We start from the raw sequence: 26,862 nt of genomic DNA on the forward strand, positions 1-26,862 counted from the left end.
AACGAAATTACTGCCGGCCGCAGCCGTCAGAATCTTTGCCTGAAGACAGGATAGAGTGCCAGAATATTACTGCCCGGTTTAAAAAAACAGGTCCTACCCCATCCGACCCCCCTCATCCCTATTTTCCCGCAATTATCTAATATCCGTCGTAAAATTGCCAGGTTTCGGCCCAATTTTTCCTGAGGTGAGGGGGGGTCGGATGGGGTAACTCATAAAACCGGAGCCCCGGCCGTACTTGAAGATACCGGGTTTTCCCGATGACAACTATCTGTTCCTGCCGTTCCGGTTCGGAAACGGAAGTACACTGCCCGACCCCCCTGACCCTCCCACCTAAGAGGATGGGGTTTAGAGGAGATACGGGGGAGGCCTGTCAGATCTTATCGGAACATTTTCTTAGAAAATCATTTTTTTTGCTCAAATGATATTTTTACAGACCCCCTTTAATGGTAAATATCCATTGCTTCGTCGATATTCTATCCGTATTCTGATTAAAAAGGAAACATACGTTTTTGGCAGCGTTTTTGATCTTCATTCTGGACTTTCACCACTACGAATCGTTCCTGCTTTTTTTACGTCTGCTTAAATGCCTGCCGTGCCATGGCAACTCTCTCCTCAAAGCCGGGCCCTTCAAGTTCCTCTACAACGGATTCGAGCACCACCGGGACGTCAATGTGCTGGGGGCATTTTTCACGGCACTCCCCGCACTGTACGCACAGGGATGCAAACTCGGGCGTCCCGAGCGCGACAGCGCCGCCCAGCCGGGCCGCATACATGAATTTTTCCCCGTCGGGATTGTCGGCCATGTACAGGTTGTTATATTCCTCGAAACAGAGGGGAATGTTCACTCCGGATGGACAGGGCATGCAGTACCGGCAGCCGGTACATCCGACTTTCATCAGTTCACGGTACTTGTTTTCTACTCTTTTTACCAGCTGCTGTTCCGCTTCTGTCAGAGAATTCGGGTAGGCCCGGTCTGCCACCTTCAGATTTTCCCGGATATGCATCTCGTCATTCATCCCGGAGAGGACAACCGTGACCTCCGGATGGTTCCATACCCAGCGGAGAGCCCATTCCGCAGGAGTCCTCTTCACAGGGGCCTGGTCCCAGATCGTTCTCACGGCAGGAGGCACGTTTCTGGTAAGATTCCCTCCCCGGAGGGGCTCCATGATGATGACGCCGAGTCCTTTGGAAGCAGCGTATTCAAGACCTGCCGTACCTGCCTGGTTCTTCTCGTCAAGGATGTTGTACTGGATCTGGCAGAAGTCCCAGTCATAGGCGTCCGCGATCCGGTTGAAATCCGTTCCTGCGCCGTGGAATGAGAACCCTGCGTTCCTGATGCGTCCGTCAGCTTTGGCTTTGGTCAGGAAATCCGCCACACCGAGCTTCTCGACCTCATCCCACAGGTCACCGACAAGGGCATGGACGAGATAATAGTCGATGTGGTCGGTTTTGAGTTTCTCCAGCTGGGCATTCAGGAATTTATCCATATCCTCCCGCTTTTCGATAAGCCATGACGGGAGTTTTGTTGCGAGTTTTACTTTTTTGCGGTACCCGTCGGCAAGGGCACGGCCCACGAACGGCTCGCTCGCACCCATGTGATAGGGCCAGGCCGTATCAACATAGTTCACACCATGGTCGATGGCATAACGCACCTGCTTTATGCCCCGCTCTTCATCGATCGAGCCATCCGCCTTTGTCGGAAGACGCATGCATCCGAACCCGAGGATGGAAAGCTCATCCCCGGTCTTGGAAATTTTCCGGTACAGCATTTTTTCACCCTGTTTTCAGTCTAGTCGGAACAGTCACTTTTTCGCATTCATCTCGATGTCACGCAGCCACCCGGCTACTTCATCTCTCGCAGTTTTCACGTCCCCTCCCCGGATGGCAAGACCTTCGAGGACTGTTGATTTCGGGCATGTCCTCCGGACATCCGCCACACTTCGCCCGAGGCCGCTTCCCTCGTGGGTGCAGAACGAGACGATCGTTTTGCCGGCGAGATCATATTCCTCCAGAAACGTGAAGACCGGCATCGGCATCGTTCCCCACCAGTTGGGATAACCGAGGAAGATCCTATCGTAGGATGCCATGGTCTCCAGATGGCCGGTAAGTTTCGGCCGGGCACTGGTGCGGAGTTCCTCCTTTGCTACATCCGTGGTTTCCGTATAATCCTTGGGATATGCATGTACCGCTTCAATATGAAACAGGTCACCTCCGGTGATCTCCTTGATCATCTTTGCAATTACTTCCGTGTTGCCGACCGGCAGGTTGACAATCGTCCCGCCGACATAGTTGTTGCCTGCACGTGAAAAGTACGCGATTAAGCATTTTGCCGTATTCAGGTTCTTTGTGCTCATGAGGGTTTTCCTCCTATAATGGCTCATTCCCCGGATCGGATTGCCCGGTATTCCTCATCCGGCACGGGTTCCAGCCATGCAGCTTCTCCCCGCTGGACATTCGTGCTGATCGCAATATGACTCAACCAGTGGTCCGGCGCAGCACCATGCCAATGTTTCACACAGGGGTGGATCATTACTACGTCCCCTTCACGGATCACCTGTGCATTCCGGCCTGCTTCTTGGTAGTACCCTTTGCCTCCCGTGACCAGCAGGATCTGGCCGCCGGGGTGTTTATGCCAGTTGTTCCGTGCGCATGGCTCAAACGTTACATTGAACGCCGGGCAATGGAACGTGCTGTCATCAGGGACCAGCACGTGGAGCCATACGCTCCCGGTGAAATGGCCATTTGCAATTTTTTCCCCGGCAATCTTCTCCCCTTTGGGAAAGATTACCCGTTCCGGTATCTTTTTCGCTGTAACCATACTCGTTACTCCTCAATAACCCGATTCCATACTCCAAGTTATTCCTGCATTTTTAGAGATTGCAGCATTATCTTCACGACGATCCCCTCCTGTCATGGTGAATAACCATCAGTCCCGGATAAAATTCGTGAAAACGATCTCTTCCCGCTCCGGGAGCTGCACCCCGGCCTTAAGACCTGCCTCTTTGCACTTCAGGAAGAACGCCATGTTCCGTGCAAGTATGCGCATGGTCTGCAGCCCTTCTTTGTCCTTCTTCACATCTTCCGGCTGTGCCCCGTGGACCATGTTCCAGTACCGGGACGAGACAACCGGCATCTCCGAGATGGTGAAATACTTGTTGAGCTGGTCGAAGGTGGCCGTTGTCCCGGCCCTCCGTGCGGACACAACCGCGGCTGCCGGTTTCAGGTAAAACAGCTTCCGGCCCGCCTGCATGTTGGTATAAAAAACGCGGTCCATGAAGGAGGTCATTGCACCGGATGCTGATGCGTAATGTACCGGCGATCCGAAGATGAAACCGTCGGCATCTTTCGCAAGGTCGAGGAACTCGTTGACCGTGTCGTCAAACATGCAGCGCCCGGTCTTGGCACACGTTTTACAGGCCGTACAGCCGGCAAGCGGTTTTATGCCGATCCAGAAAATTTCCGTCTCGATACCTTCTTCGTTCAGGGTTTTTGCTACTTCGTTAAGTGCAGTCCAGGTACAGCCCTTCCTGTGAGGGCTGCCGTTTACCAGTAATACTTTCATGTATGTCCCTCCTGAGGATTTGGATTCCCCGGTACGACACCGGGTAATACAATAAGCATAATGATGATGACGAATGCGAGCCCCAGCATGAGCGTCCCGGCTGTCAGCGAGGCTGCGACACGGACCGCGAGGAGTTCCGGGGCGGCGAGCGCTGCGGAGCCTGCGGCCGCAAAGACGGTAACGAGGATGCCGAGGCCCAGGGAACCGCCCAGCTGATGGGCAACATTGACAAGGCCGGAGGCAGCGCCGGCATCTTCTTTCGTGGCGCCGGCGATACCGGAGGCGGTGAGCGGGCCCAGGGATGCCCCCTGGCCGATGCCGATGAGGACCATCGGCAGGGCTATCCCCGTAACATAGCTGGTATCAGCAGTGAGCCGGCTCAGCCAGAACATCCCGATAAGGGTTACCAGGAGACCCCCGGCAAGGAGGCGGCCGTTACCAAACCGCTTTGTCAGCTGCGGGACAACAACGGCTACGACAAAGTTGGCAACCGTCATAGGGAAGAAGGCAAGGCCTGCTTCGAGCGGGCTGAAGTGGTAGACCCCTTGGAGGAACTGGGTGATAAAGAACCAGAAGCCCAGCATGGCACCAAGGAAGAGAATCCGGGCTGCATACGCCCCCGTGCGCTCGCGGCTCGCAAACAGCCGCAGCGGCATGATCGGCTGCTCTGCCCGCCACTCGTTGAAGACAAAGAAGGCAAGCAGGAGAGCGCTTGCAGCAAGCGCCGTGACTGTTATAGGATCGCCCCAGCCGGCCGTTGCGGAGTTGACGATGCCGTACACGAGCGCAGTCATTCCCACCGTTGAGCTGATGGCGCCGGTTAGGTCGAACCTGCCCGGGCGTAACTCGGACTCGACAAGGTAATGCTGTGCAGCAAGCATCATGGCAATCCCGATCGGTACGTTGATGAAAAACGCAACCCGCCACGAGAGCCAGGTGGTCAGAACCCCGCCGAGCACGAGACCTAGGCTGGCCCCGACACCGGCAACGGCGCCATAGTAGGCAACCGCACGCGTTCGCTCGGTCCCTTCTGGGAAATTTGCCGTGAGGAGCGCCAGAGTCGACGGGGCAAGGATTGCGGCGCCGACCCCTTGGAGTCCACGGGCTCCGACTAGCCACATGGCAGACGGCGCTAGGCCTACGGCGAGCGACGCAAATGTGAAGAGCCCGACCCCGAGAATAAACATGCGGCCTCGACCCAGGATGTCACCGGACCGGGCACCGAGCAGAAGCAGTCCTCCGAAGGCGAGCGTATAGGCGTTCTGCACCCAGGAAAGCGTGGTGTCCGAGAAGCCAAGACTGGTGTGGATCACCGGCAGTGCTGTAATGGTGATGGCGATGTCGAGGACGATCATCAGGTAGCTGGCAAGGATTATGGTGAGCACGGCATTGGGTCGGGAACGGGTCCCGGTCATGACAGTTGCCGGCATGGTTACACTGCCTCCATGGTACCGCTACCGATCAACCCTGCTGTGCTATTCTTCATGTATGTCACCCTTCTCCCGTGCCAGTGAGTATCGTCCATGTTCCTGTAGTATATATTAATGATGTATGACAGATATAGTGTATACAAACAAAGATGTTACATACTGACAGGTTTGATACTAATGGACACCACGCTGAAGAAATATAAGTATAGCTGGCCGATCGAAGCAACCCTGGACGTGATCGGGGGCAAGTGGAAACCGCTCGTCATCTACACGCTCAAGGACGGGACGCTGCGGTTCAACCAGATCGTGGACAAGGTCCAGCCCCGGATCACCCAGAGGATGCTGACAAAAGAGCTCCGCGAACTGGAGAAAGATGGCCTTGTCACCAGAAAGGTGTACCCACAGGTTCCTCCGAAAGTGGAATATTCGCTCACGGAAACAGCACAAACCCTCATTCCGATCCTCGACCAGCTCTGTGACTGGGGATCCGAACACATGGGGGACGATATCGAGTTCAAGTGCGAAGAATAAAGAGCACTTTTTCATCAGGTCATTTCCCAACAGTTATGGTGAAATTGTACTGTTTTCTCGTACCTCTTCCGTGTTTCGGAGCGGGACTTCCCTCTCATTATCTTTTTTGAATAACCGACTGGACATCAGTCCAGGAGGAAGAGAAGAATCCGAAGGATTCTTCGATTATCAACAGTCAACAATGTGTTATTTAAAAAAAAAGAGTTTTTCAGATCAGCTCATTCGAAATCTTGGCAAACGTAGCGGTAAAAATACCCGGCATCGATCGGATCTCGTCCATCACGGCAGCGGGGACCTCGCTGTCAACGTTCAGGACCATGATCGCCTGCTCTTCGGGGTTGACCCTGCCCACCTGCATGCCGGCGATGTTGATGTTATTCTTCCCGAGGATCGTGGACGCCCGCCCGATGACACCGGGCTTATCGAGGTGCCGGGAGACGATCACGTAGCCTTCGGGGATCATGTCCATCGTATAGCCATCGACCGCGACGATCCGGCTCCGGCCCTTGAAAAAGACCGTGCCGCTGACCGTCTCCTCGCCCTTGTCGGTCTTGATCTTGATCGTGATCAGGTTCTTGAACCCGTTCGCTTCCTCTGTAACCGTTTCGCTGACTTTGATGCCGCGTTCCTTTGCGATATACTCCGCGTTCACGATATTGACCGGTTGCTGGAGGATCGGGTCGAGGAGCCCTTTCAGCGCAAGCCGCGTGACGAACTTCATGCTGCCGGCATAGGCCGAGAGCTCACCGCCATAAATGAGCTCAACGGAAGCGAGCCGCCCGCCTGCGGTCTGGATCGCAAACCGGCCCATCTTCTCCGCGAGCTGGGTGTAGGGTTCGAGGACCTCCGCCTGCTCGGGCGGGACCATCGGGGCATTGACCACGTACTTCGCGGAGCCGCCCTTAAGGACCTCAATGCACTGCTTTGCCACCGAGACCGCAACGTTCAGCTGCGCCTCGACCGTGCTTGCCCCGAGATGGGGGGTGACGATCACCTGGTCGAGGGTGAGGAGCGGAGACCCGGTCGGGGGCTCTTCCTCGAAGACATCGAGAGCGGCCCCGGCCACCTTGCCGCTCTTGATTGCATCATAGAGCGCCTTCTCGTCAATGATGCCACCACGGGCGCAATTGATGATCCGCACGCCGTCTTTCATGGTCGCGATGCTCTTTGCATTGATGACATGTTTCGTCTCGGCAATGAGGGGGGTGTGGACGGTGATGACATCCGCGATCCTGAAGAGCTCCGCCATCGACATCATCTCGACGCCGAGCTGGGCCGCACGTTCCTTCGTGATGAACGGGTCGTAGGCCACGACCTTCATGTCCATCGCATTTGCCCGTTTTGCCACCTCGCGGCCGATCCTGCCGAAGCCGACAATCCCGAGGGTCTTCTCGTTGAGCTCCACACCCATGAACTTACTGCGTTTCCATTCCTTCTTCTTCAGGCTCGCGTTCGCCTGCGGGATGTTGCGGGCGAGGGCCTGCATCATCGCCATCGTGTGCTCGGTAGCCGCAAGGGTGTTACCCTCCGGGGCATTTGCCACGATGATCCCCCGGCGAGTCGCCGCTTCTACATCAATATTGTCCACGCCGACTCCCGCACGCCCGATGAACTTCAGCCGTTTGCCTGCTTCGATCACCTTCGCGTTGACATCGGTGCCGCTCCGCACCAGCAGGGCATCGTAGTCCCCGATGATGTTACAGAGCTCGTCCTCCTTCAGGCCCGTTTTGACGTCAACGTCAACGGCCGCCCTGAGGATCGCAAGTCCCTCTTCCGCCAGCGGATCGCTGACGAGCACTCTCGCGTTTACCATAAAAAACCCATACAATATCTGCACCGGACTTAAAGAGGATTATTCTTCGTACAACGGGCGCTTTCCTGCAACCAGAGAAAAATACACGCCCGGGGAAGTGGTTTCGGTGCACCATTAAAACGGTTATCATAATCATTAAACAGGGTGGCGATAAGATCATAAGTGGTGCGAGCATGAAAGATGTGCCTAATATACTGTGGCTCGAGGAGATCAGGAAGGAGGATATCATATCCGTCGGAGGCAAGGGGGCTTCCCTTGGCGAGATGGCCTCTCTCGGTCTCCCCGTCCCGAAAGCCTTCGTTGTCACGGCCCAGGCCTTCCGCAGGTTTTTAGTCGAGACCAGTCTTGAAAAGAAGATTTTTTCATCGTTCGAGCGGCTCGATGTGGAGGACAACGAGGCACTGGAGAATGCGGCCGACATGGCGAAGGCGCTCGTGATGAAGGCGAAGATGCCGGCGGCACTCCGGGATGACATCCGCAAGTCCTACAAGAAGATGTCGGACGGAGAACTCATCGTCGCCGTCCGGTCGAGCGCCACTGCCGAGGACCTGCCCGATGCCAGTTTTGCCGGCCAGCAGGAGACCTATCTCAATATCAAAGGCGAAGCGGCACTCCTCTCCTCGGTCCAGAAATGCTGGGCATCGCTCTACGGCGCCCGGGCGATCTACTACCGGGCAAAGCAGGGGTTCGACGACAATACCGTAAACATCGCGGTGGTCGTCCAGCAGCTCGTGCACTCGGAGAAGGCCGGTGTCATGTTCACGTCCCACCCGATCACGGGAGAGTCCCTCACGATCATCGAAGGCTCGTGGGGCCTCGGGGAGGCGGTCGTCTCCGGCTCGGTCTCACCGGACAAATATGTTTTCGACCAGCGGACCGAGAAGGTTGTTGACACATTCATCGCCAATAAAAAAGTGGAGATCATCGCCAACGGGGACCACGGCACGAAGCTCGTGGACGTACCGAAGGACCGGCAGGACGCACAGGTGCTTTCCGATGCGGAAGTGGCGAAGCTGGCGATGTACGGCAAGATCGCCGAGAGCCATTACGGGGTACCGCAGGACGTCGAATGGGGTGTGGTGGCGGGGACGATCTACATTCTCCAGTCCCGCCCGATCACGACCATCGGGAAGAAGGAGGCAAAGGGCATGACAGGACAGAAGTCAAGTGCAACCATCATTCTCAAGGGGCAGGGGGCGGCACCGGGTATCGCCACCGGCAAGGTCATCATCATCAGGGACGTAAAGGACACGGGGGCCGTCAAGGAGGGCGACATTCTCGTCACGAAGATGACGAACCCCGACATGGTGCCGGCGATGCGCAAGGTCGCCGCGATCGTAACTGACGAGGGCGGGATGACCTGCCACGCAGCGATCGTCAGCCGCGAACTCGGCACCCCGGCAGTCGTGGGCACGAAGACGGCAACGAACGTGCTCAAGAACGGCCAGCTCATCACCGTGGACGGCGAGATGGGCCTTATCTATGAGGGCGAGGTCGCCCATGCGGCACCGGCCCAGGCCGCCATTTCCCCGCAGGCCGTCATCGGCCATGCCCCGATCATCACCGCGACGAGCGTGAAGGTGAACGTCTCCATCCCCGAGGCAGCAGCCCGGGCAGCGGCAACCGGCGCTGACGGCGTCGGCCTTCTCCGGATCGAGCACCTGATCCTCGGGCTCAACAAGACCCCCGGCTGGTTCATCACCAACAACAAGGAAGAGGAGTTCGTCAGGGAACTCCACGACGGCATCAAGATCGTGCTCGATGCATTCCCCGGCAAGACCGTATGGGTCCGGACCCTCGATGCCCCGACCGATGAGTTCCGGAACATGGCGGGCGGCGAGAACGAGCCGCACGAGCACAACCCGATGCTCGGCTGGAGAGGCATCCGCCGTGACCTCCAGAGCCCGGATCAGTTCCGGCTCCAGGTCGAGTCGTTCAAGCGCCTCTGGAAAGAGGGCTATGAAAATCTCGGGATCATGTTCCCGATGGTCTCCCATCCAGACCAGTTCATCAAGGGAAAAGAGATGATGCGGGGATGGGGTGTTGACGTCGATAACGTCACACTCGGCATCATGATCGAGATCCCCTCGAGCGCAATCATGATCGAGGACTTCATCCGGGCCGGCATCAAGTTCGCCTCGTTCGGAACAAACGACCTGATCCAGTACACGCTCGCCATCGACCGGAACAATGAGAACGTGGCCGACATGTACAACCCGCAGCACCCGGCCGTGCTCAGCCTGATCCACAACGCGATCCAGGTATGCCGCTCCTACAATGTCGAATGCTCGATCTGCGGTCAGGCCGGTTCCGACCCGAAGATGGCGGTCTGGCTTGTCGAACACGGTATCTCCAGCATCTCGGCAAACATCGATGCCATCACAAAGATCCGCGAAGCGGTTGCCCGGACGGAAAAACACATCATCCTCGAAGCCGCGAGAACAAAAGATGCTGAATAAGGGTCAGTCTGAAGAAGAACTCTTCACGTTTCTCTCCCGGAAAAAACGGGAGGACATCGACCACGACTTTATTTTAAGCTCCATGTGCACCATCCCCCACTCCGTTGCGGTGAGGGCGCACTGCATGTTCATGGAGACAAACCTCGGCGACCCGGGGCTCTTCCCCGGCACGTATTCGCTCGAACGGCTCCTCATCCGCAGGTTCGGTTCCCTCTTCCACTGTGCCGAGGCTGGGGGGTACGCAACGAGCGGGGGCACCGAGTCCAATATCCAGGCGCTCCGGCTCGCCAAGGTGCAGAAGAGCGGGACGAGATCCCCGAATGTCATCGTGCCGGAATCTGCCCACTTCTCCTTCAAGAAGGCCTGCGATATCCTCGGCCTCGAAATGCGGCGGGCGCCGGTCGGGAAGGACTACCGGATGGATGCAGAGAAGGCGGCCTCACTCGTTGACAAGCACACAATCGCCATCGTGGGCGTTGCCGGTACCACCGAGTACGGCATGGTCGACCCTATTGCCAATCTGGCAAAGATCGCACAGCAGCACGACCTCTTCTTCCACGTGGACGCGGCATTCGGCGGAATGGTGATCCCGTTCCTCGACCGGCCGGTCCCCTTCGATTTTGCCCTCCCGGGCGTCACGACCATCGCGGTCGACCCGCATAAGATGGGGATGAGCACCATCCCCTGCGGCTGCCTCCTCACCCGGGACCCGGGACTCCTCACCACCCTCAACATCGAGACGCCCTACCTCACGGTCAAGCAGGAATTCACCCTTGGGGGCACCCGCCCGGGCGCTCCCGTCGCCGGGGCACTGGCCGTGCTCGATTATCTCGGCACGGAGGGTATGAGAGCGGTCGTCGCCGGGTGCATGAAGAACACCGGGCGGCTGATCGCGGGGATGGAGACGCTCGGGTTTCCGCAGGCTGCGACTCCCGACGTCAACGTCGCGACGTTCGTCTGCCCGGAGGACGCCGTGCCCGGGCCCTGGAGGGTTTCGTGGACCCGCCGGAAACACCTGCGGATTGTCTGCATGCCCCACGTGCACGCGGGCAGGATCGAGGCATTTTTAAAAGATATGGGTGAGTTACATGCTTGACAGACTGGTAGCATCGCTTGAGACCTGCCCCATGGTGAAACGCGGGGAATACAACTATTTCATCCACCCCATCACCGATGGCGTACCGATCGTCGACCCCGCTCTTTTGCGCGAAGTGGCAGCCGCGATGGTCAAGGTGCTCGACCTCAAGGGCGTGGAAAAGATCGTGGTCGTGGAGGCGATGGGGATCCACATTGGATCGGTCCTCTCGACCATGACCGACATCCCGATGACGGTGATGCGCAAGCGGGAGTACAAGCTCCCGCACGAGGTCCCGGTCCACCAGACGACGGGTTATTCCAGGGGCGAACTTTACTTGAACGGGGTCTACAAGGGCGACCGGGTCGTGATCATCGACGATGTCGTGAGCACAGGCGGGACGATGAAGGCACTCCTCGCGGCCCTTGAGATCGCCGGCGCTGATGTCGTGGACGTCTGCATCGCGATCCAGCGGGGCGACCCCGATATCGGCCGCCCCTACAAGTCTCTCGTGAAGATAGAGGTGGACGACCGGGTGCATGTTGTCAAGCGATTCCTCTGACCTCATCAGGCAGCTGGAGGAGCGGGGGGCGAAACGGGTCGCCCTCCAGTTCCCGGAAGGGCTGAAACGGAAGGCCGCTGAGTATGCCACGACGCTCATGGAGGCCGGCTTTGAGGTCATCGTGAGCGGTGATCCCTGTTACGGGGCCTGCGATCTGGCACTTGATACCCTTGGGGATGCGGACGTGCTCGTCCATATCGGGCATGCACCGGTCGATGACCGGCCGGATGTCATTTTCCTCCCTTACACGGTCGGTTTTGATATGTCCGTGCTGGACAACGCACTCCCGCTCCTGCAGAGAGCGCGTACGGGCCTTGTTACCACCGTCCAGCACGTCCATCTCATTCCGGAGATGGAGAAATACCTGCGCTCGAAGGGCGTTGACGTTCAGGTTGCCGGAGGCAGAGGCAGGACACCCCACCGCGGCCAGGTGCTCGGGTGCTGCTTTTCCACGGCAAGGGATACGAGAGCCGATCAGATCATGTTCGTGGGCACCGGGCTCTTCCACCCGGTCGGGATTGCCCTTACCACCGGGGCACGCGTCATCGCGCTCGACCCTCTCGCCGGCACCACACGGGAGGTACGCCGTGATGCGCTCCTGCGCCGGCGCTTTGCGGTGATCGAGAAGGCCCGGGGAGCAAAGAGTATCGGGATCATCGTCAGCACCAAGAGCGGGCAGCGGCGGATGGACCTTGCCCGGCGCCTCGCCTCCCTCTCCCCCTCCGCCGTGATCGTGACCATGCAGGAGGTCAGCCCGGACGAGCTGCTGAACCTCGGGTTCGGCTGTTACGTCAACACCGCCTGCCCCCGGCTCGCGTACGATGACCAGCAGCGGTTCCCGGCACCGGTCCTGTCGCCGCAGGAGTTCGAGATCCTCTGCGGTGCCCGGAACTGGGACGATTACGAGATCGACGAGATCCCATGAAACTCAAGAACCTTGAGATGACCCTCCAGCGCCTCGCAGGCTTCTCCCGCCCCCGGGCCGTGCTCGAGCAGTACCAGACTCCTGCCCCCCTTGCAGCCCGGCTGCTGTACCATGCGCTCATGAAGGGAGATATCGAAGGAAAAAGGGTCTGCGATCTCGGGAGCGGGACAGGAGTACTCGCCATCGGCGCCTCGCTCCTTGGCGCCGAATCGGTAACCGGCATCGAGATCGACGACAGGGCCATCGAAGTCGCCCGAAGGAACGCCACCATGCTTGAAACCGATGTGGAGTTCATCAGTGCCGACGTAAAGGATGGGGGGCTTCCGGGAAGGGCGGGAGCCTGCGATACCGTCGTCATGAACCCGCCATTCGGGGCACAGAAGGCCCATGCCGACCGGCCGTTCATCGACCTCGCCCTGCGTCTTGCTCCTGTCACCTATGGTATCTTTAATGCGGGATCTACCTCTTTTGTAAAGACCTACACGGAAGGCCGCGGGGAGATCGCCGAACGGGTCGGGGGGTCATTCCCGATAAAGAGGACCTTCGCGTTCCATACAAAGGACGTGCAGGAGATTGAGGTCGAGATCCTACGACTGATACGGATACCCTGATACAATGTCGCAGCGCTCGGCACTATTCCCATCCCCATCGCGGCCGCGGCGGTGCTGATGGCAGTGCTGCCCTGCCCGTGGAAGACCCTGTTCCGCAAGGGCACAGGGACTGCTGCCCAATAAATGCAACAGGCTTATAATATCCCGGTGAGAACCTGATGTGAGGAAAGAGTATGGATAAAGTCGGAGTCATTGCACTGATCGTCGGGCTGGTTTTGTGTGCCTTTGGGGGTTTTGCCATCTGGACATTCCTGCCGGAAGTCATCGAGGCAGTAAAGGGCCTGATCGGCATTGTCGTGCTGCTCGCCGGCCTGATGCTCGTTGTCTTTGGTATCCTGATATTCAAAGACTGATACCGAAACGACAGCCAAAAAATTTTAAAAAATATTCTCTCTTTTTCAGAGCTTGACGACAAGGCACTGGGAGCCGGCGGTTTCGAGCACCGGCTCTTTCTTTCCTTCAAAAAAGTCGTCGAAGGCCTTTTTCACGCCGGGGGCCGTGATGTAATCGTGGGAGATGATGATGCCGCCCGGGTTCATGCGGGCGTAAAAAAATTCGAGGCACTGTTTTGTGCTGCCGTAACAGTCCACGTCGAGGTTCACGAGCGAGAACGTCTTATCCTTTACCGGATCCGATGTGCCGGGGAAGACGCCCTTGTAAAAATGGACATTGCTGCCATCCTTGAGGTACTCCCGGACCGTGTCGTAGGAAGCGGCGAACTTTCCCTCGTAAAACGGCCAGACCATATCGATGTCTTCCACCTTTGGCAGGCCTTCGAACGTATCAAAGAGGTGGAGGGCTTTGTTCCCCTTTGCCGAACAGATGATCTTGGCAGATCCGCCCTTGTATACCCCGACTTCCGCGATGTCGCCTGGCACCTTCTGTGTCGTCTTCACTGCCATGTAGATATGGTAGGCCTCGATATCCTCGAGCAGGAGTTCGGTCTCATTCCGGATCTTCTTCAGGTTCTTGGCAAACTCCTTGCGCCGTTCGCACCCGTAATGGGAGAGCCTGCCCCGGTTCGCGATATCGTTGCCCATGAACGGCTCAAAGAAGATGGCCTTGCGGAATTTGAGAAGATACCTGCTGGGAATGACAGAGTCAAACACAGAGTAGAGGTTTTTCTTCCGGAGCAGGCTCATGTCCTATAAAATAGGTGTTCATGTCATTTATAAATCGCGATCACCGGAATCCCAGGTTCCGGGCGACCCGGCGGTTCGTGGCGAGGAAGCCGAGGGCGACTGCCGCAAGGAGGAGGAGGATCGCAGTAACGCTTGAAACAAGGATCGAAAGTCCCGCCAGGTATGCGACGATGACTGCGACAAGTCCCAGCACGTGCCCTTTCCGGTATGCCCCGAAAATGGAAAGGAGGAGCAGGATTGTCGGCAGGATGATGAACAGGGAGCGGATGTTCTGGTCCGGGTTGACCACATCGGCCGCCTTTCCCAGCGCATTGAGGATGACGGCTTCAGGGTCGATCCCGATCGCGGTCCAGAAGCCGGAGAGGAAACCGAGGCCGATCACGAACTGCCAGATATAGGTGCGGGACTTTTTTGCCATGCAGGGTCAGGTCCGTTATTCTTGCAGAAGGCCGGTCAGGGTTTTTCCGGCGGGACGGCATGCAGGCCGGGCTGCGGCAGTTCAGCGCTGAGATCCAGTTCGTCGAGGAAAGGCATCAGGCACGTGACATACGGTCCGGCATTCGTTCCACTGCCGGAAGGTGTCTCACCGATTGTGACAATTTCCGCCATCAGCGGGAACTCCTCCATGGTCTGCTCAAAGGAGGGATCGTTCTCCTGCGTGAACCGGAGGAAACTTTTGACCAGGATCACCGGGCGCTCGTACTCGGGGACTTTTTCGAACTCGGCCAGTACAGACTCAAGGCTCCGTGTCCGTGCAAGATCCTCCTCGAAAAAGAGCCAGATCGCTACACCATAGTTGTCCGCGATCGTCCCGAGTTTCCGGATGTTGACGGATTTTTTCACCGTGATGCCGATTGTTGCGAGTTTCTCGGCAGGGGTCGCCCCGGGCAGGGCAGCCCATGCGGTCTTTTTCAGCATACGGATCATGGGGCGGCAGGGGCTGTAAATATAACGATAGGTACTGGGTCAGAGAGGTTTTGAAAAAATCTCGATGAAGAGAAGGGAGGAATCAGCGACCTTCAACTTCGAGAGGACCAATCTGAAATCAAAGGATTCTAATGATAATGCACAATTGACTGTGAATATCAGAGAAAATTATCTGGTAATTCTTACAATAGGTTTTCTTTTTAATGACACACAATTGATTGTAAAATAACAAAAAATAAAGTTAAGAATTTTTTAATATTTCTGTCTCATACTCTTGTTTCAATGAGTTATAACGTGCCTCATCAAGTCGTCCCATCTTATATTCATCAGTAATTCTTCTGATAGATTGGCGAATTTCTTCATTCTTCTTGAATTTTACGAGACGTTCTTCGATCATTCCTTTAACCATCATCGGATTCGCTACACCCATCATCATCTCAGTTCCCGTTGCAGTTCCTGGGGTGGCAATGAGGACATTACCAAAATTGAGGATTCTGCCAAAAAAATCTTGAGCTAATGATGTATTAGTAACCCATTCCATCTTGATATCATTCATTACTCGGGAAATTAATCCATATTTTACAAAAATTCTTTTATTGGAGATGAAATATTCAGAAGTTGCCACATTTATCCATGCACCAACAAAGAAAAAAATTCCTATAAAAAAAATGAGGAAAATAAGACCTAATAATAAAAGAACCCAATTTGCTGCCCAACTCATCTGTCCAAACCAAAAAGGTACTTCCCCTTCAGTCAGAGTAATTTCTGTCGGTATACGAATTGCCATGATATCATTCGTAACTTTCTATAATATAGGGCTTTCTTTATACTCTCCCTGTTTAAATATCAAAATCTGATGGTCGATAACTAATATCGCGTTTGTATTTGGGATATTTCTAAACATAAAAAAAATTTATTCGTCAAATAATATCTATTTTGAAAAAAATCAGATGTTTCCTGGCCCGGCCTGTTTCTGGGCAAAGGCGTTCCGGATCAGGTCGGAATTGAATGCAGATGGAACCGTGCCGGTCTTGGCATATGTGTAGAGCGCAGTGACGTAGATGCCCTGCATAGCCGAGTAGATCACGGCGAGGACAATGACGACAAAGAGGAAAAGTGCAATACCAATAATAATTGGCATCCCGAAAAGTAGGGTGGCGACGACACCGAATGCTGCAATCGCCCCGATGACCACGAAGACGATCGCTATCCCTACCGAACCGACAATGCTCTCGCCCCAGGTCTTCTTGATCAGGGCAAAGGATTCCCCGAGCGAGGCAAAGACACCCTTGTCCTCAAGGATAAGGATTGGGACCACGAAGTAGGTGACCAGCGCCCATGCCCCGCCGATGAGAGAGAGCACGATCTGCCCGATCCAGCCGGAGCGCCTCTCGAGGATGTGGAGGACGATCCCCACGGTCGCGGAGACAATCGCCCACCCGAGAATGGCGGGGAGGTGCTTTGCGGAATTGGAGATGCCTTCGCTGATCGACATATCCTTCCCGTTCAGTTTCGCATTCACGCACGAGATCAGCGCCGTGTTGAAGAAGATCACGACGAAGTAGCTCACTACGTAGAAGAGGAACAGGAGGCCGTAGTAGGCGACCGGGCCTGCGTCCATCATCCCCATCAAGGCATGCGAAACAAGGAGCGGGAGGAAGAAGCTGAGGATGACAATGAGTGTCACGATCCCGGAGAGGACCGGGAACACGAGCAGCTTCTTGTCATCCATGAGAATGTTCCAGCTTGTTTTGACAAGCTCGAAACTTCTGCCGATACTTTCGAACATAGATCAGCGTGGTTGCCGGGATGTGATGAAGATTGCGTGCATGTGCCGGAAAAGAAGGGAGATTCCCTGCACCGGTCCGGGCAATTATTGCCTGCGGCACATACATACAAGACCGGGGCTGCCTACCGGCCCTGGACGTTCCGGATGAAGGCACCGGCGTGATCGATCGCTTCCTGGCCCTCGGGGAGTTGCCCGGCAAACACCTGCCAGCAATGGAACATGCCTTCCCAGAGCTCGACCTGGACCGGGACGCCGGCCCACCGGGCCTTTTCCACGAACGTGCCGACATCGGACAGGAGCAGCTCGTGCGTGCCGACCTGGATATAGAGGCGGGGGAGGGCCTTGAGTGCCCCGTGGACCGGGGAAGCCGGAGGGTCTGCCGGATCGTGGCCCGCAAGGTATACCGTCCGGATGGCATGGAGGCGGGCGGGCGTGATCCAGTCCCTCTCCTGGTTCCTGGTCACCGATTCGCCGGGAAACTGCAGATCGGTCGCAGGGGACATGCAGACCGCTGCCGGGGGAAGCGTGAGGTTTTGCCCGTGAAGGGCGAGGAGGGACGCCAGCACGAGATTTCCTCCCGCGGATATACCGACCGGGAGAATACGGTGGGGGAGGTACCCCTTTGACTGGAGATAGCGGTACGCAGCGATCGCATCCTCGACCGGTGCGGGAAAGACATGTTCGGGCGCGAGCCGGTAATCCACCGAGAAAACCCGCGACCGGGCCGCCCGGGCAAGCCGTATACAGAGACCAAGATGGTCCTCCGTCGATCCCATGGTGAACCCCCCGCCATGGAAGAAGAGGACGGCATAGTCCTGCGCGGATTCCGGAACCGTTACCCAGTAACCGTAAAGGCCGTCCCTGATTGCAACCTTTTCCACGGTATGGCCGCCCTCTTCGACGATCTCTTCCTGCATTTCCGTATAAAACAAGGAGTAGTCCTGACGTACTACAGACAAGGGCTTTTTTGGGTCAGAAGCATGCGATCTGATGATCGATAAAAGTTCATCAGGAGAATCGCTGATCATTATGTTTCTGTTTTAGAGAGGCTGGATAATAAAGGGTTGGGATACCGGATTCCCCTGCACGGAAAAGCAGCCGGTGTCACGATGATCAACTCGATCAGGAACAACGGCAGGTTTATCGGCCCGTCACTCGTCGGTTTCCTTCTCCAGACCACGGGCACCACGCGTGCCGGGCTGGTCGCAATCGGGCCATGCCAGGAAACGGTGATATCGCCCTCCAAAGAGAGTACCGTGACATTGCGGTATTTTTATAAAGGTTATGAGGAAATACCCTTCTGATCCTTTCACTCCGGGCTTGTGCACTATGAGAGAAACCGGGTGCAGGGAATTTGTCTGACCTATCTCGAGGAGCGTTTATGAAGTTTGCGCATATCAGTGTCATTGCAGTCATGCTCGTCGTGATTGCCATTGCTGTTGCAGGGTGTACATCGACCCAGACCACAACCCCGTCCGGAAGCACATCGCAGGGTTCCGCAAGTACCAGCAGCGCTGCCGCCAGCCCGTCATCCGCGGCCGGCAGCCAGAGCAGCGGAAGTTCCGTTGCAGCGGGATCCTCGGCAAGTGCCTCAGATCTCTTCGGTGGACTGTCCTACAACTGGATCGAGTACAAGATGAGCAGCAGTTCCAGTGGGCAGTCGATAACGATGTATATCAAGTGGGAGAAGAGCGGCAAGTGCACCATGCGGTTCGAGGGTGCCGGAGCACAGGGAATGCCATCCTCCATGGACTGCAGTTCCACCGGTAAGGCACAGAGCAACCCCAACGATGCGAGTTCAACCCCCTCCGATGTCAAGTATACATACGTCGGACCTGACGTTGTCACCGTGCCGGCCGGGACATTTACTGCCGACAAGTACACCGCCACGGTGAACGGCAACACGGCAACCTACTGGATTGTCAAGGACAAGGGCCTGGTCAAGATGGTAAGCAATGCCGGCGAGGGTTCCTCAACTATGGAACTCAACGGTATGGGATAAATCCCAAACAATTTTTTTCCTGTTATCCCAGCGAGTGCCATTTATCGGTCACAACGCGTTTCTCAAGGATCTCGCGGGCGATCTCATTCATGAACGCCCGGACATACGGGGACCCCGCATGTTTTTGGTAGGATTCTTCGTCGAACCATACCATGTAGATGAAAAATTTTGTCTCATCGTCCGCTGACTCGGTGATCAGGTAGAGGACACACCCGTCTTCGCCGCGGGATGCCATGATAAGATCGTGGGCGATGACCCGCATCTTGTTCACAGAACGGGGTTTGACCTTGAGCTGCACGGTCACGACAAGGTTTGATCGGGGGATTGCAGTTGCCATACTCTCACATATAATACATGAGTACCGTCTGCTGGTACCCGTTTCCGAACGTTCCGATGATATTCACGAAAGCGGCATTGGCCACCCCGCGGTAGGGAAAGACATAGGTGTAATCGACAACGGGATTGTCAATCGTCCTCGTTATCTGCGTGCCATCATGGTTCGTTATCCGGATCGCGATGGATGCCAGGTCCGCAGCATCGGGCCCGCCGTCATAGGTGATGTTCAGCATACTCCCGGCCTGCGTTACCGTGAAATTCACCTGTTTCTGCGCATTCGGATTCGAGGTGGCTGTAACGGGTGGCGTGATCGGGGCTGCAGGGGTTGCCGGGGAGGTATTCGACGGTGCCGGCTGGAGACAGCCACAGATGATGACAAGAATGATGACAAAAAGACAGGTCCAATGCACGCTTCTCATGATGGGGATGTGGGAGAGAAAGGGAGATAAATGTTGGGGATTTCTCATTCAACGGATTCGGTAGAGACTAATTTTTTTTAATCGTTCATACGGAACTGAATTTGTTTTTTAAATGATCCTGATGAGTTTTCTACCGTTACAAATGCACCCGCTCATTCATATTCCGGTAACAAGGATCTCAATACATGAAGCTGATCCTCCCTGCAATCATTCTTGTGCTCGTTGTTACTGCGGTGATGACACTTATCGTATACCCGATGATGCCGGACGTTGTGGCTTCGCACTGGAACACGGTGGGAGATGTGAACGGCACGTTGCCGAAATTCTGGGGACTCATCCTCATCCCCCTGCTTATGTGCGTTTTTTGCGCCCTGCTCGCGGTCCTTCCCCGAATCGATCCCCTCCGGGACAATTACCGGAAATTCCAGGACTACTACGATGGCTTCATCCTCGTCTTCGCCGCATTCCTCTTCTTCGTCCAGCTCGAGATTATCCTCTGGGGGCTTGGGATCCGTCTCAGTCCCAACCTCACCATGCCCGTCATGATCGGGATCCTGTTCATCTATATCGGGTTTTTACTGGAGCATGCGGAGCCCAACTGGTTTGTCGGCATCCGCACCCCGTGGACCCTGAGCAGCGACTCCGTCTGGAGGAAGACACACACGGTGGGCGCGAAGCTCTTCAAGCTGGCTGGCGTTGTGAGCATGATCGGTACCCTGGCAGGCATGTATGCGTGGGTGTTCATCCTCATCCCGGCAGTTGCGGTTGCATGCTATTCCATCGTGTATTCATATGTAGAATTCAGGAAAGAGCAGGCAACCGGAACAGCCGGATAATTAGCATACAGCGTGATCATAACCGGTACTCCCTGGATCGGCAAACGACCGGGAGTGTACCGACGGCTATGGCCGCTCTCACCATGTTTTTGATTACCTGTTCTTTAGGCCGCGGACCTGCCGGTGTATCCTAAAAACGATACAATGACATGACAAGAGCGTTCGCTCATCAGTGAAAATTCATGAGGATTGATACCGTGTAAGAAGGAAGGTGATTGCAGCTTGGTATGGTTCCTGGGGACTCGCGTACCTTAGTACAGCATACTACGTGTCTCAGCTTAACTGCTGGGTTCGGCAATCGACCAGGTGTATCACACCTGTGAAGAAATTACGGTACCTCCGGTTACGTCCATCGATACCACATTTATTATCTGTGTCTCAGGAACGCGAATAAGAGAGATTAACAAATGTTTTATATTGTAAACATCAATACATTTACTCATGTTCCTTCCCATGAACGAGAAACAGTTCGGGTTCTGGAAGATGCGGCGCAGCGGGATGTCCAACGTCTCAATCGCAAACCATATCGGGATAACAAGGCAGGGTGTCTCACAGGCACTCCGCGTGATGGACGAGAAGATCGATGCCTCGCTGCGGGAAATGGCCAGGGCAAACAGAATCCAGATTGAAAAGATCGATGTAGAGCGGGGCATCCTGTTCGGGAGATCTGTACCCTTCCAGACCAATGCCTATATTTTGGTCTCGGAGAAGCATGGCATGCAGGTCTGGTACGAGCATGACGGCGATTGCATTTCCTGCAAAGAGTTCACAAAATGCATCGAGTTCATCTGGGATTTCGCAGCCGAGCTGGGGATAAAACTCGAAAAGACCCAGGACCCGACCCAGATGGCTGAGGAACTGCTGGCAAAGATCCGGGAGAAAGAGGAATGACCGGGATATCCGAAACTGCTGAACACTGGTTCGGCCTGTGCCGGAAACCACCGGCAGTACATGCACTGCAGACGGGTATCCGTATCCCGCCGGAATCCACCTATGAGGGACTGCCGGATGGCAGTGGCGGTGGATTGGGAACTATTCGCCGGGGAATTGGAGCAGCCCTCTCGGGGATGAGGACACTGAACCGGAACCGGCAGCTCCTCTGGTTTACGCTCCTTGCCGGGCTTGTGCTGACTGGAAACGCCATCGGCCAGGGGGCACTCTGGTACATCAACAGGATCATCCAACCGGATATAATTCTATTATATGGCCAGGACTTTTTACTCGGGTTCTCAACACTATTCTGCCTGATGTTCTTACTGGCGGGCCTTATTTTGAGCGTCTCATCAGAAAAAGAAGGCCCTGCGTCGTTCTTTGAGGGGCTTTGTGGGGCAAAAAAATACCTGAAAGCCATCTTTTTATGGTCCCTGGTTCTGGCACTCGCAGGCATGCTGCTTGAGAGGATTTATGTTTATTTTGCCATTGTCTGGTTCCCGCATGAGCTCGGGTTCATCTATACCATTGGGGATGGTTTTTTCACCAGCACAATCTTCCAGTTCCCCTTCAACTGGACTCTCGATTGGAACATGTTAACCGAGATTCCGGGTTATGGGGGACGATCGCTGCTGTTATTGATATATCCATTCGGGTTTCTGGAGGCCCTGCATTTTTCGGCGATCACCCTGCTCATGTTCGTCCTGACCCCGTTTGTCGTGCCCCTTATCGTACTCGAGCAAAAGGCCCTCAGGGAGGCAGTCGGGGGATCGTTTGCCATGATGAAAAAGACCTGGGCCGGGGTAGCTGCCTGCGCCCTCTTCCTTGGGGTTATCGTATCCGGTGTGTTCCTTACGTACCAGCTTCTCCAGGCAGCATCCGGGATGGTATCGCCATACGAGACGGTCATCTTCCACCCCCCCGGCACGTGGATTGCTCTTGCCCTCCTCTATAATATCGCACTTTTAATCGTTGCATTTGTCGTGGCAACAATCGGAGGAATCGCCGCGCTGCATCTTTACCTCTCTGCAAAGAGCAGGCAGGTACCTGGATCCCCTGAACCATAACATCGCGCATCCCATTTTTTCCCGTCCTTCTCACGAAAGGGGATACCGGGGAAAAGATGCCGGCAGACCTTGGATAATTTTATATTGTAAATGTCCATATATTTACATATGAAAAAACAATCTGGAAGGACTCCTTCGGGGTTCCGGAACGTGATCCTGCTACTCCTCCTGTCAGGAATGGCAGCCCTGCTGGTACTGCCTGCATCTGCCGATACCTCGGGAGGTCCTGGAGGGAAACCGGTCGTAACGATCATCGCACAGGGCTCCCAGAGTTATTACCTAGGTGAGAAAGTGAGCCTGAGTGGAAAGAATACCGGTTCGGATTCCACGTACCTCTTCATCACCGGACCCAATATGCCAAGCAGCGGTGGAAAACTCACCTCGCCCCGCCAGGCGGTTGTCAGCGGGAACCCGGACACCTTCACAGTAGTGAAAATAAAACCGGATGCAACCTGGGAATACTCTTTTTACACGGCCAATCTCCCCTTTGATGCAGGGTCATATACCCTGTATGCCGTAAGCAGTCCCGTTGCGGTAAGCCAGTTCAGCGATTCGACAACCTACGGTACCGTCAGTATCATCCTGAAAAAGCCCTTCATCTCCGCGGAGATCTCTCCGAATCCTGTCGTGCGGGGAAAGGCATTCGCGGTCACCGGGTTTGCAGAAGGAATACCGCCGGAAGTCCAGATCTGGATCATCGGGAAAAATTACGGATCCACTGCGAAAAGCCCGGTAAACCAAGATGCTTCCTTCACCTTCACCGGTACTGAGGCTATGTCGGGGAGTCTCGGGCCGGGGCAGTACTGGCTCTTCGTCCAGCACCCGATGCAGAACAACCAGTTCGACATTGTTGTCAGCGGGGATTATGTCCGCAACCTGAAACTAAACAACGGCACGACCCTCTTCAGGCTCACCGGCCCGGGAAGCCTGCAGGGCACAGATGCGGCAGAGGCGCTCATCGCTGCGTTCAGCGATCCGGAGATGACGAACGAGGATACCTATACCGTTATCCCGTTCCAGGTCACTGATGCAGGAAGTCCGACGTCCCAGGCAACAGCTGCTACAACCGCTCCGGTTCAAAGTCCAACCCAGCCTGCCCTGCTTCCGTTTGCCCTGATCGGAGCTGTCGTTCTGGTTTTAGGAATTGTAATGTGGAAGAGGCATTAAGATCATTTTTGAACGGATAGCCCTGTCATCCTTTTTTTATACATGTCACGCAGGCCGTGGACCTGCCGGTATCTATAAAAAACGATACGATGACATCGGTTCATAGTCTGGAGCATTCGCTCTTTAATGTTACATTATAAGATGACCGTGTTAGAAGGAAGGCGATTGCAGCTTGGCATGGTTCCCGGGGACTCGCGTACCTCAGTACAGCATGCTACGTGTGCCAGCTTAACTGCCGGGTTCGGGATGAGACCGGGTGTTTCCTGACAGCTGTGGCCGCAATCGCCACGTGTTTGCTTTTTTGATCTTATTCATGTCAATATCTGGATTAGTCGATCTCAATTACAGGTTTAATAATTTCATCGGGTTGCGTTTCTATGCGCCTGAACAATGATGGTACATCCTTTAACGATAAAATATCAGAAATAAGCGCCTCAACATCAATTTCATTGGTTTCGAGTAGCCGGATTGCTTCTGTCCATGTCCCCGGACTTGATACCGTGCCAATAATTTTCAATTCATTCAATACAATGGTATTTATTACAATTTTTTTAGGTTTGTGCATCCCCACCAGCAGGACCATGCCACCTTTTTGAATAATATTAATACCCTCAACAATTGCGCTATCTTTATAGGCAAAATTACTGGTGGCATCAATAATTACGTCTACTTTATATCCGGCAAGATCTTTTTTTATCCGTTCAACACTCTTTTTTTCAGATAAGCCGGCTGTATTAATAATTAAATCGCAACCTAATTTTTTTGCCACATTTAATTTTTTTAGAGATTTTCCGATGATAATTATTGTTTGCGGCTTCTTTAATTGTAAAATCTGCAGGCACAGTAGGGCGATTGGTCCATCGCCAAAAATCGCCACGGTTAAATCACCAATCTTTCTAGGGGGTATCTCATGCAGCAACCGGGAGATTGCATGAACAGCAACGGCTGTTGGTTCTATGCAAGATGCCTTTTTAAATGACATGCTTTCGGGGATCTTATGTAAAAATTTGCATGGAATGGATAGAAATTCTGCCATCGCGCCATCTCGAGTTATGCCAATTTCCTGAACATTTTCGCATAAATTGGGCCTTCCCCGTTTGCAATATTCGCAATGACCACAATTGATTGTTGTCTCACCGATGACATGATCCCCAATGGTAAAGTTCCGGCAGTTTTTCCCGATTTTCTGAACAATACCAGACCATTCATGACCGGGAATCAGATGAAATCCATTTACATTTTCTGAAAAAATTTTTTTGGTATAGGGATGTTTTCCTTCTAATACTTCGAAATCTGTTTTACATACGCCAACTGCCTTGATCCTGACTAATATTTCATCATTCCTTATTGATGGTATTGGTACATCCTTGTATTCCAATTGACTCTGCCCTGTGATTTCAATTGCTTTCATAGTTAAAACTTAGTACGAAATGTGGTTTCTATTTATTAATAATTTCAGTAGTTGACTTTTTCCCAATATTTCTTTTTAAACTGCTGATATTTTTCTTTATCATCCTGCTTTGTTGAAGGATCAGATCTATGACAGATAGATTTGATGAATATTCCAGAAAGACCTGTGAGTAGGACAAGATAAAGTGATGTACATAAAGAGGTTATTATTTTGATATAATAGGAAATGTCATGCTTCGGACCATAAATAAAGAAGATGAGAATTACAGAGATATACCCAATACCGATGAGTATTGATAAAATTGCATATTGGGCATAATGATGAAGTTTGTGGACATCCAGAAATGAAACATCATCTCTTCGTAACCAGTTTTCCCAAGTCAGATAGGGACCCTGAAGATTTCTATTTATTTCATCCTCCAATAGTTCAAGAAAATCACCCGCTCGCATCATTCTGGATTGTTCGATCAGCCAAAGAGAAGTATAGAAAATAACTACGGGAGCCGTGATAAAAAGGAAAGCCATAGAAATGCTCGTGAGGATATCATAATTGTCAGTATTATTAGACCGGATAATCAGATTACTAATTAAACTGAATGAAAATACAATAGATACAAAAAACGATTCGGCAATAAATGTTCTATGTTGTGTGTTAATAGCCTGCATTATTTCTTCACGTAATTGACTATAAAGTTTCAATTGAATTGCCAGTGGTTGTTTCATACATCATTCACCAGAGAATATACTCGCTATGTTTTGATTCTTTTGTTTATTATATTGTGGTCGAGTTTACTTAAGAATTATTTTTTTAATCTGTATCTAAATCACGAATCAGGGATAAATGGTCGGTGCATGAACAAAGCCTTCGCTTTTGATCAAACATTACCAGAATATATGGAATAAGAAGAACCGTGATAGTACCTTTGTATGCTTCCTGAGGACTCGTGTACCTCAGTGCAATATATTATGTATGTCAGCTTAACTGCCGGATTCGGCAATCGACCAGGTGTTTCCCGACAGCTATGGCCGCTGTCACAAGAGATTTTTGATACTTATCATGCTGGTCATGAACCTGATGCTACCCCTTGATGGACAGATGATATTTTCTGGATTGGCTTCGCTCTTGTGTGAAATTTCATAAGAACAGTAACCGTGTAAGAAGGAAAGGTGATAGCAGCTTGGTATGGTTCCCGAGGACTCGCGTACCTCAGTACAGCATACTACGTGTGCCGGCTTAACTGCTGGGTTCGGAATGAGACCAGGTGTGTCCCGACAGCTATGGCCGCTATCACCACATGTTTGCTTTTACTTTAGATGCTGAAGTTCGAAGATTGCTCTCGCAATCTTCTCATCGTCGAAGTGCTTCGCACTTCTCCGAAAGCCAAGGTCCGGGGTTGAACCGGAATAAAGTTGATCTGCAGTCAACCGCGTGGCCGCTCCGCCACCTTGGCGACCGTGTAGGATGATACCCTATCCTCTATGTCAGGATACGATATAAGGTTTGCACTCAGAATTTCGTCTGGGTTTAACGTGGTGAGCACTAGTGTTCGGACGTTAGTACTTGCGGACTGAACACGTCGTTGCCTTCGTGCGTACATCCCAAGCCTATCAAACGGGTCTTTTACCCGAGTCCTATGACGGAGTCTCTTTTTAGGCCGGGTTTCAAGCTTAGATGCTTTCAGCTTTTATCCCTTGGCGCGTAGCTGCTCGGCACTGCCTTGTCAGACAACCGATCGACCAGTGGCGCCGAATGAAAGTTCCTCTCGTACTATTTCATTCTTACCCTCAGACTCCTTACACTCCTGATAGATAGTAACCGACCTGTCTCACGACGGTCTAAACCCAGCTCACGATCCCCTTTAATAGGCG

Annotated in this window: 29 protein-coding genes, 1 tRNA gene and 4 rRNA genes; 13 read left to right on the forward strand and 21 right to left on the reverse strand. The window is 53.8% G+C overall.

The features are described from left to right. Window positions 1–569: 569 nt before the first annotated feature. From ABSG49_RS08670 to ABSG49_RS08690, 5 genes are all read right to left on the reverse strand, one after another. Entirely contained in the window at window positions 570–1,769 is a 1,200-nt protein-coding gene (locus tag ABSG49_RS08670; RefSeq protein ID WP_424025729.1) for an aldo/keto reductase, read from the reverse strand. Window positions 1,770–1,802: 33 nt separating this feature from the next. Next, entirely contained in the window at window positions 1,803–2,354 is a 552-nt protein-coding gene (locus ABSG49_RS08675; RefSeq protein WP_424025730.1) for a flavodoxin, read from the reverse strand. A 23-nt stretch (window positions 2,355–2,377) separates the two neighbouring features. Beyond that, window positions 2,378–2,818 carry a cupin domain-containing protein gene (locus tag ABSG49_RS08680; RefSeq protein WP_424025731.1) on the reverse strand — a complete coding sequence of 147 codons (441 nt, stop codon included), beginning with the start codon at window positions 2,816–2,818 and terminating at the stop codon, window positions 2,378–2,380. Window positions 2,819–2,926: 108 nt separating this feature from the next. After that, entirely contained in the window at window positions 2,927–3,562 is a 636-nt protein-coding gene (locus tag ABSG49_RS08685; protein ID WP_424025732.1) for a flavodoxin family protein, read from the reverse strand. Further along, complete coding sequence (locus tag ABSG49_RS08690; protein ID WP_424025733.1) at window positions 3,559–4,992, reverse strand: MFS transporter; 1,434 nt, start codon at window positions 4,990–4,992, stop codon at window positions 3,559–3,561. Before ABSG49_RS08690 ends, ABSG49_RS08685 begins: the two co-directional genes overlap by 4 nt. Window positions 4,993–5,169: 177 nt before the next feature. Between ABSG49_RS08690 and ABSG49_RS08695 the strand changes: the two genes are divergently transcribed. Further along, complete coding sequence (locus ABSG49_RS08695) at window positions 5,170–5,523, forward strand: winged helix-turn-helix transcriptional regulator (RefSeq protein WP_424025734.1); 354 nt, start codon at window positions 5,170–5,172, stop codon at window positions 5,521–5,523. Window positions 5,524–5,731: 208 nt separating this feature from the next. On the opposite strand, the gene serA is transcribed toward ABSG49_RS08695, so the two are convergent. Beyond that, window positions 5,732–7,336 (reverse strand): phosphoglycerate dehydrogenase, encoded by a 1,605-nt coding sequence (gene serA, locus ABSG49_RS08700; RefSeq protein WP_424025735.1) that lies wholly within the window; start codon window positions 7,334–7,336, stop codon window positions 5,732–5,734. A 173-nt stretch (window positions 7,337–7,509) separates the two neighbouring features. On the opposite strand from serA, the gene ppsA reads away from it, so the two are divergent. From ppsA to ABSG49_RS08730, 6 genes are all read left to right on the forward strand, one after another. Further along, window positions 7,510–9,795: a phosphoenolpyruvate synthase gene (gene ppsA, locus ABSG49_RS08705; RefSeq protein ID WP_424025736.1), complete on the forward strand. Its 2,286-nt coding sequence runs from the start codon at window positions 7,510–7,512 to the stop codon at window positions 9,793–9,795. Further along, on the forward strand, window positions 9,785–10,891 hold the full coding sequence (gene mfnA, locus ABSG49_RS08710; RefSeq protein WP_424025737.1) for a tyrosine decarboxylase MfnA: 1,107 nt from the start codon (window positions 9,785–9,787) through the stop codon (window positions 10,889–10,891). Before ppsA ends, mfnA begins: the two co-directional genes overlap by 11 nt. Then, window positions 10,884–11,432 (forward strand): hypoxanthine/guanine phosphoribosyltransferase, encoded by a 549-nt coding sequence (gene hpt / locus ABSG49_RS08715; RefSeq protein ID WP_424025738.1) that lies wholly within the window; start codon window positions 10,884–10,886, stop codon window positions 11,430–11,432. Before mfnA ends, hpt begins: the two co-directional genes overlap by 8 nt. After that, on the forward strand, window positions 11,410–12,357 hold the full coding sequence (dph2, locus tag ABSG49_RS08720; protein ID WP_424025739.1) for a diphthamide biosynthesis enzyme Dph2: 948 nt from the start codon (window positions 11,410–11,412) through the stop codon (window positions 12,355–12,357). Before hpt ends, dph2 begins: the two co-directional genes overlap by 23 nt. Continuing rightward, on the forward strand, window positions 12,354–12,968 hold the full coding sequence (locus ABSG49_RS08725; RefSeq protein WP_424025740.1) for an METTL5 family protein: 615 nt from the start codon (window positions 12,354–12,356) through the stop codon (window positions 12,966–12,968). Before dph2 ends, ABSG49_RS08725 begins: the two co-directional genes overlap by 4 nt. 173 nt (window positions 12,969–13,141) lie before the next feature. Beyond that, entirely contained in the window at window positions 13,142–13,321 is a 180-nt protein-coding gene (locus ABSG49_RS08730; protein WP_424025741.1) for a hypothetical protein, read from the forward strand. 45 nt (window positions 13,322–13,366) lie between these two features. Here ABSG49_RS08730 and ABSG49_RS08735 read toward each other — a convergent pair whose 3' ends face one another. From ABSG49_RS08735 to ABSG49_RS08760, 6 genes are all read right to left on the reverse strand, one after another. Beyond that, window positions 13,367–14,110 (reverse strand): TylF/MycF/NovP-related O-methyltransferase, encoded by a 744-nt coding sequence (locus tag ABSG49_RS08735; RefSeq protein ID WP_424025742.1) that lies wholly within the window; start codon window positions 14,108–14,110, stop codon window positions 13,367–13,369. A gap of 40 nt (window positions 14,111–14,150) precedes the next feature. Continuing rightward, window positions 14,151–14,528 carry a hypothetical protein gene (locus ABSG49_RS08740; protein WP_424025743.1) on the reverse strand — a complete coding sequence of 126 codons (378 nt, stop codon included), beginning with the start codon at window positions 14,526–14,528 and terminating at the stop codon, window positions 14,151–14,153. A 35-nt stretch (window positions 14,529–14,563) separates the two neighbouring features. After that, the gene (locus ABSG49_RS08745; protein ID WP_424025744.1) at window positions 14,564–15,028 is read right to left on the reverse strand and encodes a hypothetical protein; all 465 of its coding nucleotides are present in this window, start codon (window positions 15,026–15,028) and stop codon (window positions 14,564–14,566) included. A 250-nt stretch (window positions 15,029–15,278) separates the two neighbouring features. After that, window positions 15,279–15,824, reverse strand: a complete 546-nt coding sequence (locus ABSG49_RS08750) for a PH domain-containing protein (RefSeq protein ID WP_424025745.1) — start codon at window positions 15,822–15,824, stop codon at window positions 15,279–15,281. A 159-nt stretch (window positions 15,825–15,983) separates the two neighbouring features. Then, on the reverse strand, window positions 15,984–16,826 hold the full coding sequence (locus tag ABSG49_RS08755) for a DUF6159 family protein (RefSeq protein WP_424025746.1): 843 nt from the start codon (window positions 16,824–16,826) through the stop codon (window positions 15,984–15,986). A gap of 122 nt (window positions 16,827–16,948) precedes the next feature. Then, entirely contained in the window at window positions 16,949–17,743 is a 795-nt protein-coding gene (locus ABSG49_RS08760; RefSeq protein ID WP_424025747.1) for an alpha/beta hydrolase, read from the reverse strand. Between the two features lie 147 nt (window positions 17,744–17,890). Between ABSG49_RS08760 and ABSG49_RS08765 the strand changes: the two genes are divergently transcribed. Together ABSG49_RS08765 and ABSG49_RS08770 are read left to right on the forward strand one after the other, a co-directional pair. After that, window positions 17,891–18,130 (forward strand): hypothetical protein, encoded by a 240-nt coding sequence (locus tag ABSG49_RS08765; RefSeq protein ID WP_424025748.1) that lies wholly within the window; start codon window positions 17,891–17,893, stop codon window positions 18,128–18,130. Window positions 18,131–18,207: 77 nt separating this feature from the next. Beyond that, a complete protein-coding gene (locus tag ABSG49_RS08770; RefSeq protein WP_424025749.1) occupies window positions 18,208–18,828 on the forward strand; it encodes a hypothetical protein in 621 nt (206 codons plus the stop codon). A 22-nt stretch (window positions 18,829–18,850) separates the two neighbouring features. Here ABSG49_RS08770 and ABSG49_RS08775 read toward each other — a convergent pair whose 3' ends face one another. Further along, window positions 18,851–19,165: a putative quinol monooxygenase gene (locus tag ABSG49_RS08775; RefSeq protein ID WP_424025750.1), complete on the reverse strand. Its 315-nt coding sequence runs from the start codon at window positions 19,163–19,165 to the stop codon at window positions 18,851–18,853. A 4-nt stretch (window positions 19,166–19,169) separates the two neighbouring features. Beyond that, the gene (locus tag ABSG49_RS08780) at window positions 19,170–19,583 is read right to left on the reverse strand and encodes a hypothetical protein (protein WP_424025751.1); all 414 of its coding nucleotides are present in this window, start codon (window positions 19,581–19,583) and stop codon (window positions 19,170–19,172) included. Between the two features lie 185 nt (window positions 19,584–19,768). Here ABSG49_RS08780 and ABSG49_RS08785 point away from each other — a divergent pair, with 185 nt between their 5' ends. The 4 genes from ABSG49_RS08785 to ABSG49_RS08800 all read left to right on the forward strand — a co-directional run bounded on the left by ABSG49_RS08785 (window position 19,769) and on the right by ABSG49_RS08800 (window position 23,583). Then, the gene (locus tag ABSG49_RS08785; RefSeq protein ID WP_424025752.1) at window positions 19,769–20,419 is read left to right on the forward strand and encodes an SdpI family protein; all 651 of its coding nucleotides are present in this window, start codon (window positions 19,769–19,771) and stop codon (window positions 20,417–20,419) included. A 441-nt stretch (window positions 20,420–20,860) separates the two neighbouring features. Further along, window positions 20,861–21,310: a hypothetical protein gene (locus ABSG49_RS08790; RefSeq protein WP_424025753.1), complete on the forward strand. Its 450-nt coding sequence runs from the start codon at window positions 20,861–20,863 to the stop codon at window positions 21,308–21,310. Next, window positions 21,307–22,416 (forward strand): DUF6159 family protein, encoded by a 1,110-nt coding sequence (locus tag ABSG49_RS08795; protein WP_424025754.1) that lies wholly within the window; start codon window positions 21,307–21,309, stop codon window positions 22,414–22,416. Before ABSG49_RS08790 ends, ABSG49_RS08795 begins: the two co-directional genes overlap by 4 nt. A 108-nt stretch (window positions 22,417–22,524) precedes the next feature. Next, complete coding sequence (locus ABSG49_RS08800) at window positions 22,525–23,583, forward strand: hypothetical protein (RefSeq protein ID WP_424025755.1); 1,059 nt, start codon at window positions 22,525–22,527, stop codon at window positions 23,581–23,583. 162 nt (window positions 23,584–23,745) lie between these two features. Here the strand turns inward: ABSG49_RS08800 and rrf (ABSG49_RS08805) are convergent. The 7 genes from rrf (ABSG49_RS08805) to ABSG49_RS08835 all read right to left on the reverse strand — a co-directional run. After that, window positions 23,746–23,867: ribosomal RNA gene (gene rrf, locus ABSG49_RS08805) — 5S ribosomal RNA — on the reverse strand. A gap of 44 nt (window positions 23,868–23,911) precedes the next feature. Continuing rightward, window positions 23,912–24,994, reverse strand: a complete 1,083-nt coding sequence (locus tag ABSG49_RS08810; protein WP_424025756.1) for a zinc-dependent alcohol dehydrogenase — start codon at window positions 24,992–24,994, stop codon at window positions 23,912–23,914. Between the two features lie 44 nt (window positions 24,995–25,038). After that, the gene (locus tag ABSG49_RS08815) at window positions 25,039–25,716 is read right to left on the reverse strand and encodes a hypothetical protein (RefSeq protein ID WP_424025757.1); all 678 of its coding nucleotides are present in this window, start codon (window positions 25,714–25,716) and stop codon (window positions 25,039–25,041) included. Between the two features lie 189 nt (window positions 25,717–25,905). Continuing rightward, window positions 25,906–26,027, reverse strand: a 5S ribosomal RNA gene (rrf, locus tag ABSG49_RS08820). Between the two features lie 134 nt (window positions 26,028–26,161). Continuing rightward, window positions 26,162–26,283: ribosomal RNA gene (gene rrf, locus ABSG49_RS08825) — 5S ribosomal RNA — on the reverse strand. Between the two features lie 89 nt (window positions 26,284–26,372). Then, a tRNA-Cys gene (locus ABSG49_RS08830) sits at window positions 26,373–26,444 on the reverse strand. Between the two features lie 84 nt (window positions 26,445–26,528). Then, a 23S ribosomal RNA gene (locus ABSG49_RS08835) occupies window positions 26,529–26,862 on the reverse strand; the annotation flags it as partial.

Source organism: Methanoregula sp. (assembly GCF_049510175.1).
In the GTDB taxonomy this organism is placed as follows: Archaea; Halobacteriota; Methanomicrobia; order Methanomicrobiales; family Methanospirillaceae; genus Methanoregula.

Excerpts from the sequence above, each read along its gene's own strand:
- ABSG49_RS08670 (WP_424025729.1), bottom strand. The coding sequence starts at position 1,769 with ATGCTGTACCGGAAAATTTCCAAGACCGGGGATGAGCTTTCCATCCTC.
- ABSG49_RS08675 (WP_424025730.1), bottom strand. The coding sequence starts at position 2,354 with ATGAGCACAAAGAACCTGAATACGGCAAAATGCTTAATCGCGTACTTT.
- ABSG49_RS08680 (WP_424025731.1), bottom strand. The coding sequence starts at position 2,818 with ATGGTTACAGCGAAAAAGATACCGGAACGGGTAATCTTTCCCAAAGGG.
- ABSG49_RS08685 (WP_424025732.1), bottom strand. The coding sequence starts at position 3,562 with ATGAAAGTATTACTGGTAAACGGCAGCCCTCACAGGAAGGGCTGTACC.
- ABSG49_RS08690 (WP_424025733.1), bottom strand. The coding sequence starts at position 4,992 with ATGCCGGCAACTGTCATGACCGGGACCCGTTCCCGACCCAATGCCGTG.
- ABSG49_RS08695 (WP_424025734.1), top strand. The coding sequence starts at position 5,170 with ATGGACACCACGCTGAAGAAATATAAGTATAGCTGGCCGATCGAAGCA.
- serA (WP_424025735.1), bottom strand. The coding sequence starts at position 7,336 with ATGGTAAACGCGAGAGTGCTCGTCAGCGATCCGCTGGCGGAAGAGGGA.
- ppsA (WP_424025736.1), top strand. The coding sequence starts at position 7,510 with ATGAAAGATGTGCCTAATATACTGTGGCTCGAGGAGATCAGGAAGGAG.
- mfnA (WP_424025737.1), top strand. The coding sequence starts at position 9,785 with ATGCTGAATAAGGGTCAGTCTGAAGAAGAACTCTTCACGTTTCTCTCC.
- hpt (WP_424025738.1), top strand. The coding sequence starts at position 10,884 with ATGCTTGACAGACTGGTAGCATCGCTTGAGACCTGCCCCATGGTGAAA.
- dph2 (WP_424025739.1), top strand. The coding sequence starts at position 11,410 with ATGTTGTCAAGCGATTCCTCTGACCTCATCAGGCAGCTGGAGGAGCGG.
- ABSG49_RS08725 (WP_424025740.1), top strand. The coding sequence starts at position 12,354 with ATGAAACTCAAGAACCTTGAGATGACCCTCCAGCGCCTCGCAGGCTTC.
- ABSG49_RS08730 (WP_424025741.1), top strand. The coding sequence starts at position 13,142 with ATGGATAAAGTCGGAGTCATTGCACTGATCGTCGGGCTGGTTTTGTGT.
- ABSG49_RS08735 (WP_424025742.1), bottom strand. The coding sequence starts at position 14,110 with ATGAGCCTGCTCCGGAAGAAAAACCTCTACTCTGTGTTTGACTCTGTC.
- ABSG49_RS08740 (WP_424025743.1), bottom strand. The coding sequence starts at position 14,528 with ATGGCAAAAAAGTCCCGCACCTATATCTGGCAGTTCGTGATCGGCCTC.
- ABSG49_RS08745 (WP_424025744.1), bottom strand. The coding sequence starts at position 15,028 with ATGCTGAAAAAGACCGCATGGGCTGCCCTGCCCGGGGCGACCCCTGCC.
- ABSG49_RS08750 (WP_424025745.1), bottom strand. The coding sequence starts at position 15,824 with ATGGCAATTCGTATACCGACAGAAATTACTCTGACTGAAGGGGAAGTA.
- ABSG49_RS08755 (WP_424025746.1), bottom strand. The coding sequence starts at position 16,826 with ATGTTCGAAAGTATCGGCAGAAGTTTCGAGCTTGTCAAAACAAGCTGG.
- ABSG49_RS08760 (WP_424025747.1), bottom strand. The coding sequence starts at position 17,743 with ATGCAGGAAGAGATCGTCGAAGAGGGCGGCCATACCGTGGAAAAGGTT.
- ABSG49_RS08770 (WP_424025749.1), top strand. The coding sequence starts at position 18,208 with ATGAAGTTTGCGCATATCAGTGTCATTGCAGTCATGCTCGTCGTGATT.
- ABSG49_RS08775 (WP_424025750.1), bottom strand. The coding sequence starts at position 19,165 with ATGGCAACTGCAATCCCCCGATCAAACCTTGTCGTGACCGTGCAGCTC.
- ABSG49_RS08780 (WP_424025751.1), bottom strand. The coding sequence starts at position 19,583 with ATGAGAAGCGTGCATTGGACCTGTCTTTTTGTCATCATTCTTGTCATC.
- ABSG49_RS08785 (WP_424025752.1), top strand. The coding sequence starts at position 19,769 with ATGAAGCTGATCCTCCCTGCAATCATTCTTGTGCTCGTTGTTACTGCG.
- ABSG49_RS08790 (WP_424025753.1), top strand. The coding sequence starts at position 20,861 with ATGTTCCTTCCCATGAACGAGAAACAGTTCGGGTTCTGGAAGATGCGG.
- ABSG49_RS08795 (WP_424025754.1), top strand. The coding sequence starts at position 21,307 with ATGACCGGGATATCCGAAACTGCTGAACACTGGTTCGGCCTGTGCCGG.
- ABSG49_RS08800 (WP_424025755.1), top strand. The coding sequence starts at position 22,525 with ATGAAAAAACAATCTGGAAGGACTCCTTCGGGGTTCCGGAACGTGATC.
- ABSG49_RS08810 (WP_424025756.1), bottom strand. The coding sequence starts at position 24,994 with ATGAAAGCAATTGAAATCACAGGGCAGAGTCAATTGGAATACAAGGAT.
- ABSG49_RS08815 (WP_424025757.1), bottom strand. The coding sequence starts at position 25,716 with ATGAAACAACCACTGGCAATTCAATTGAAACTTTATAGTCAATTACGT.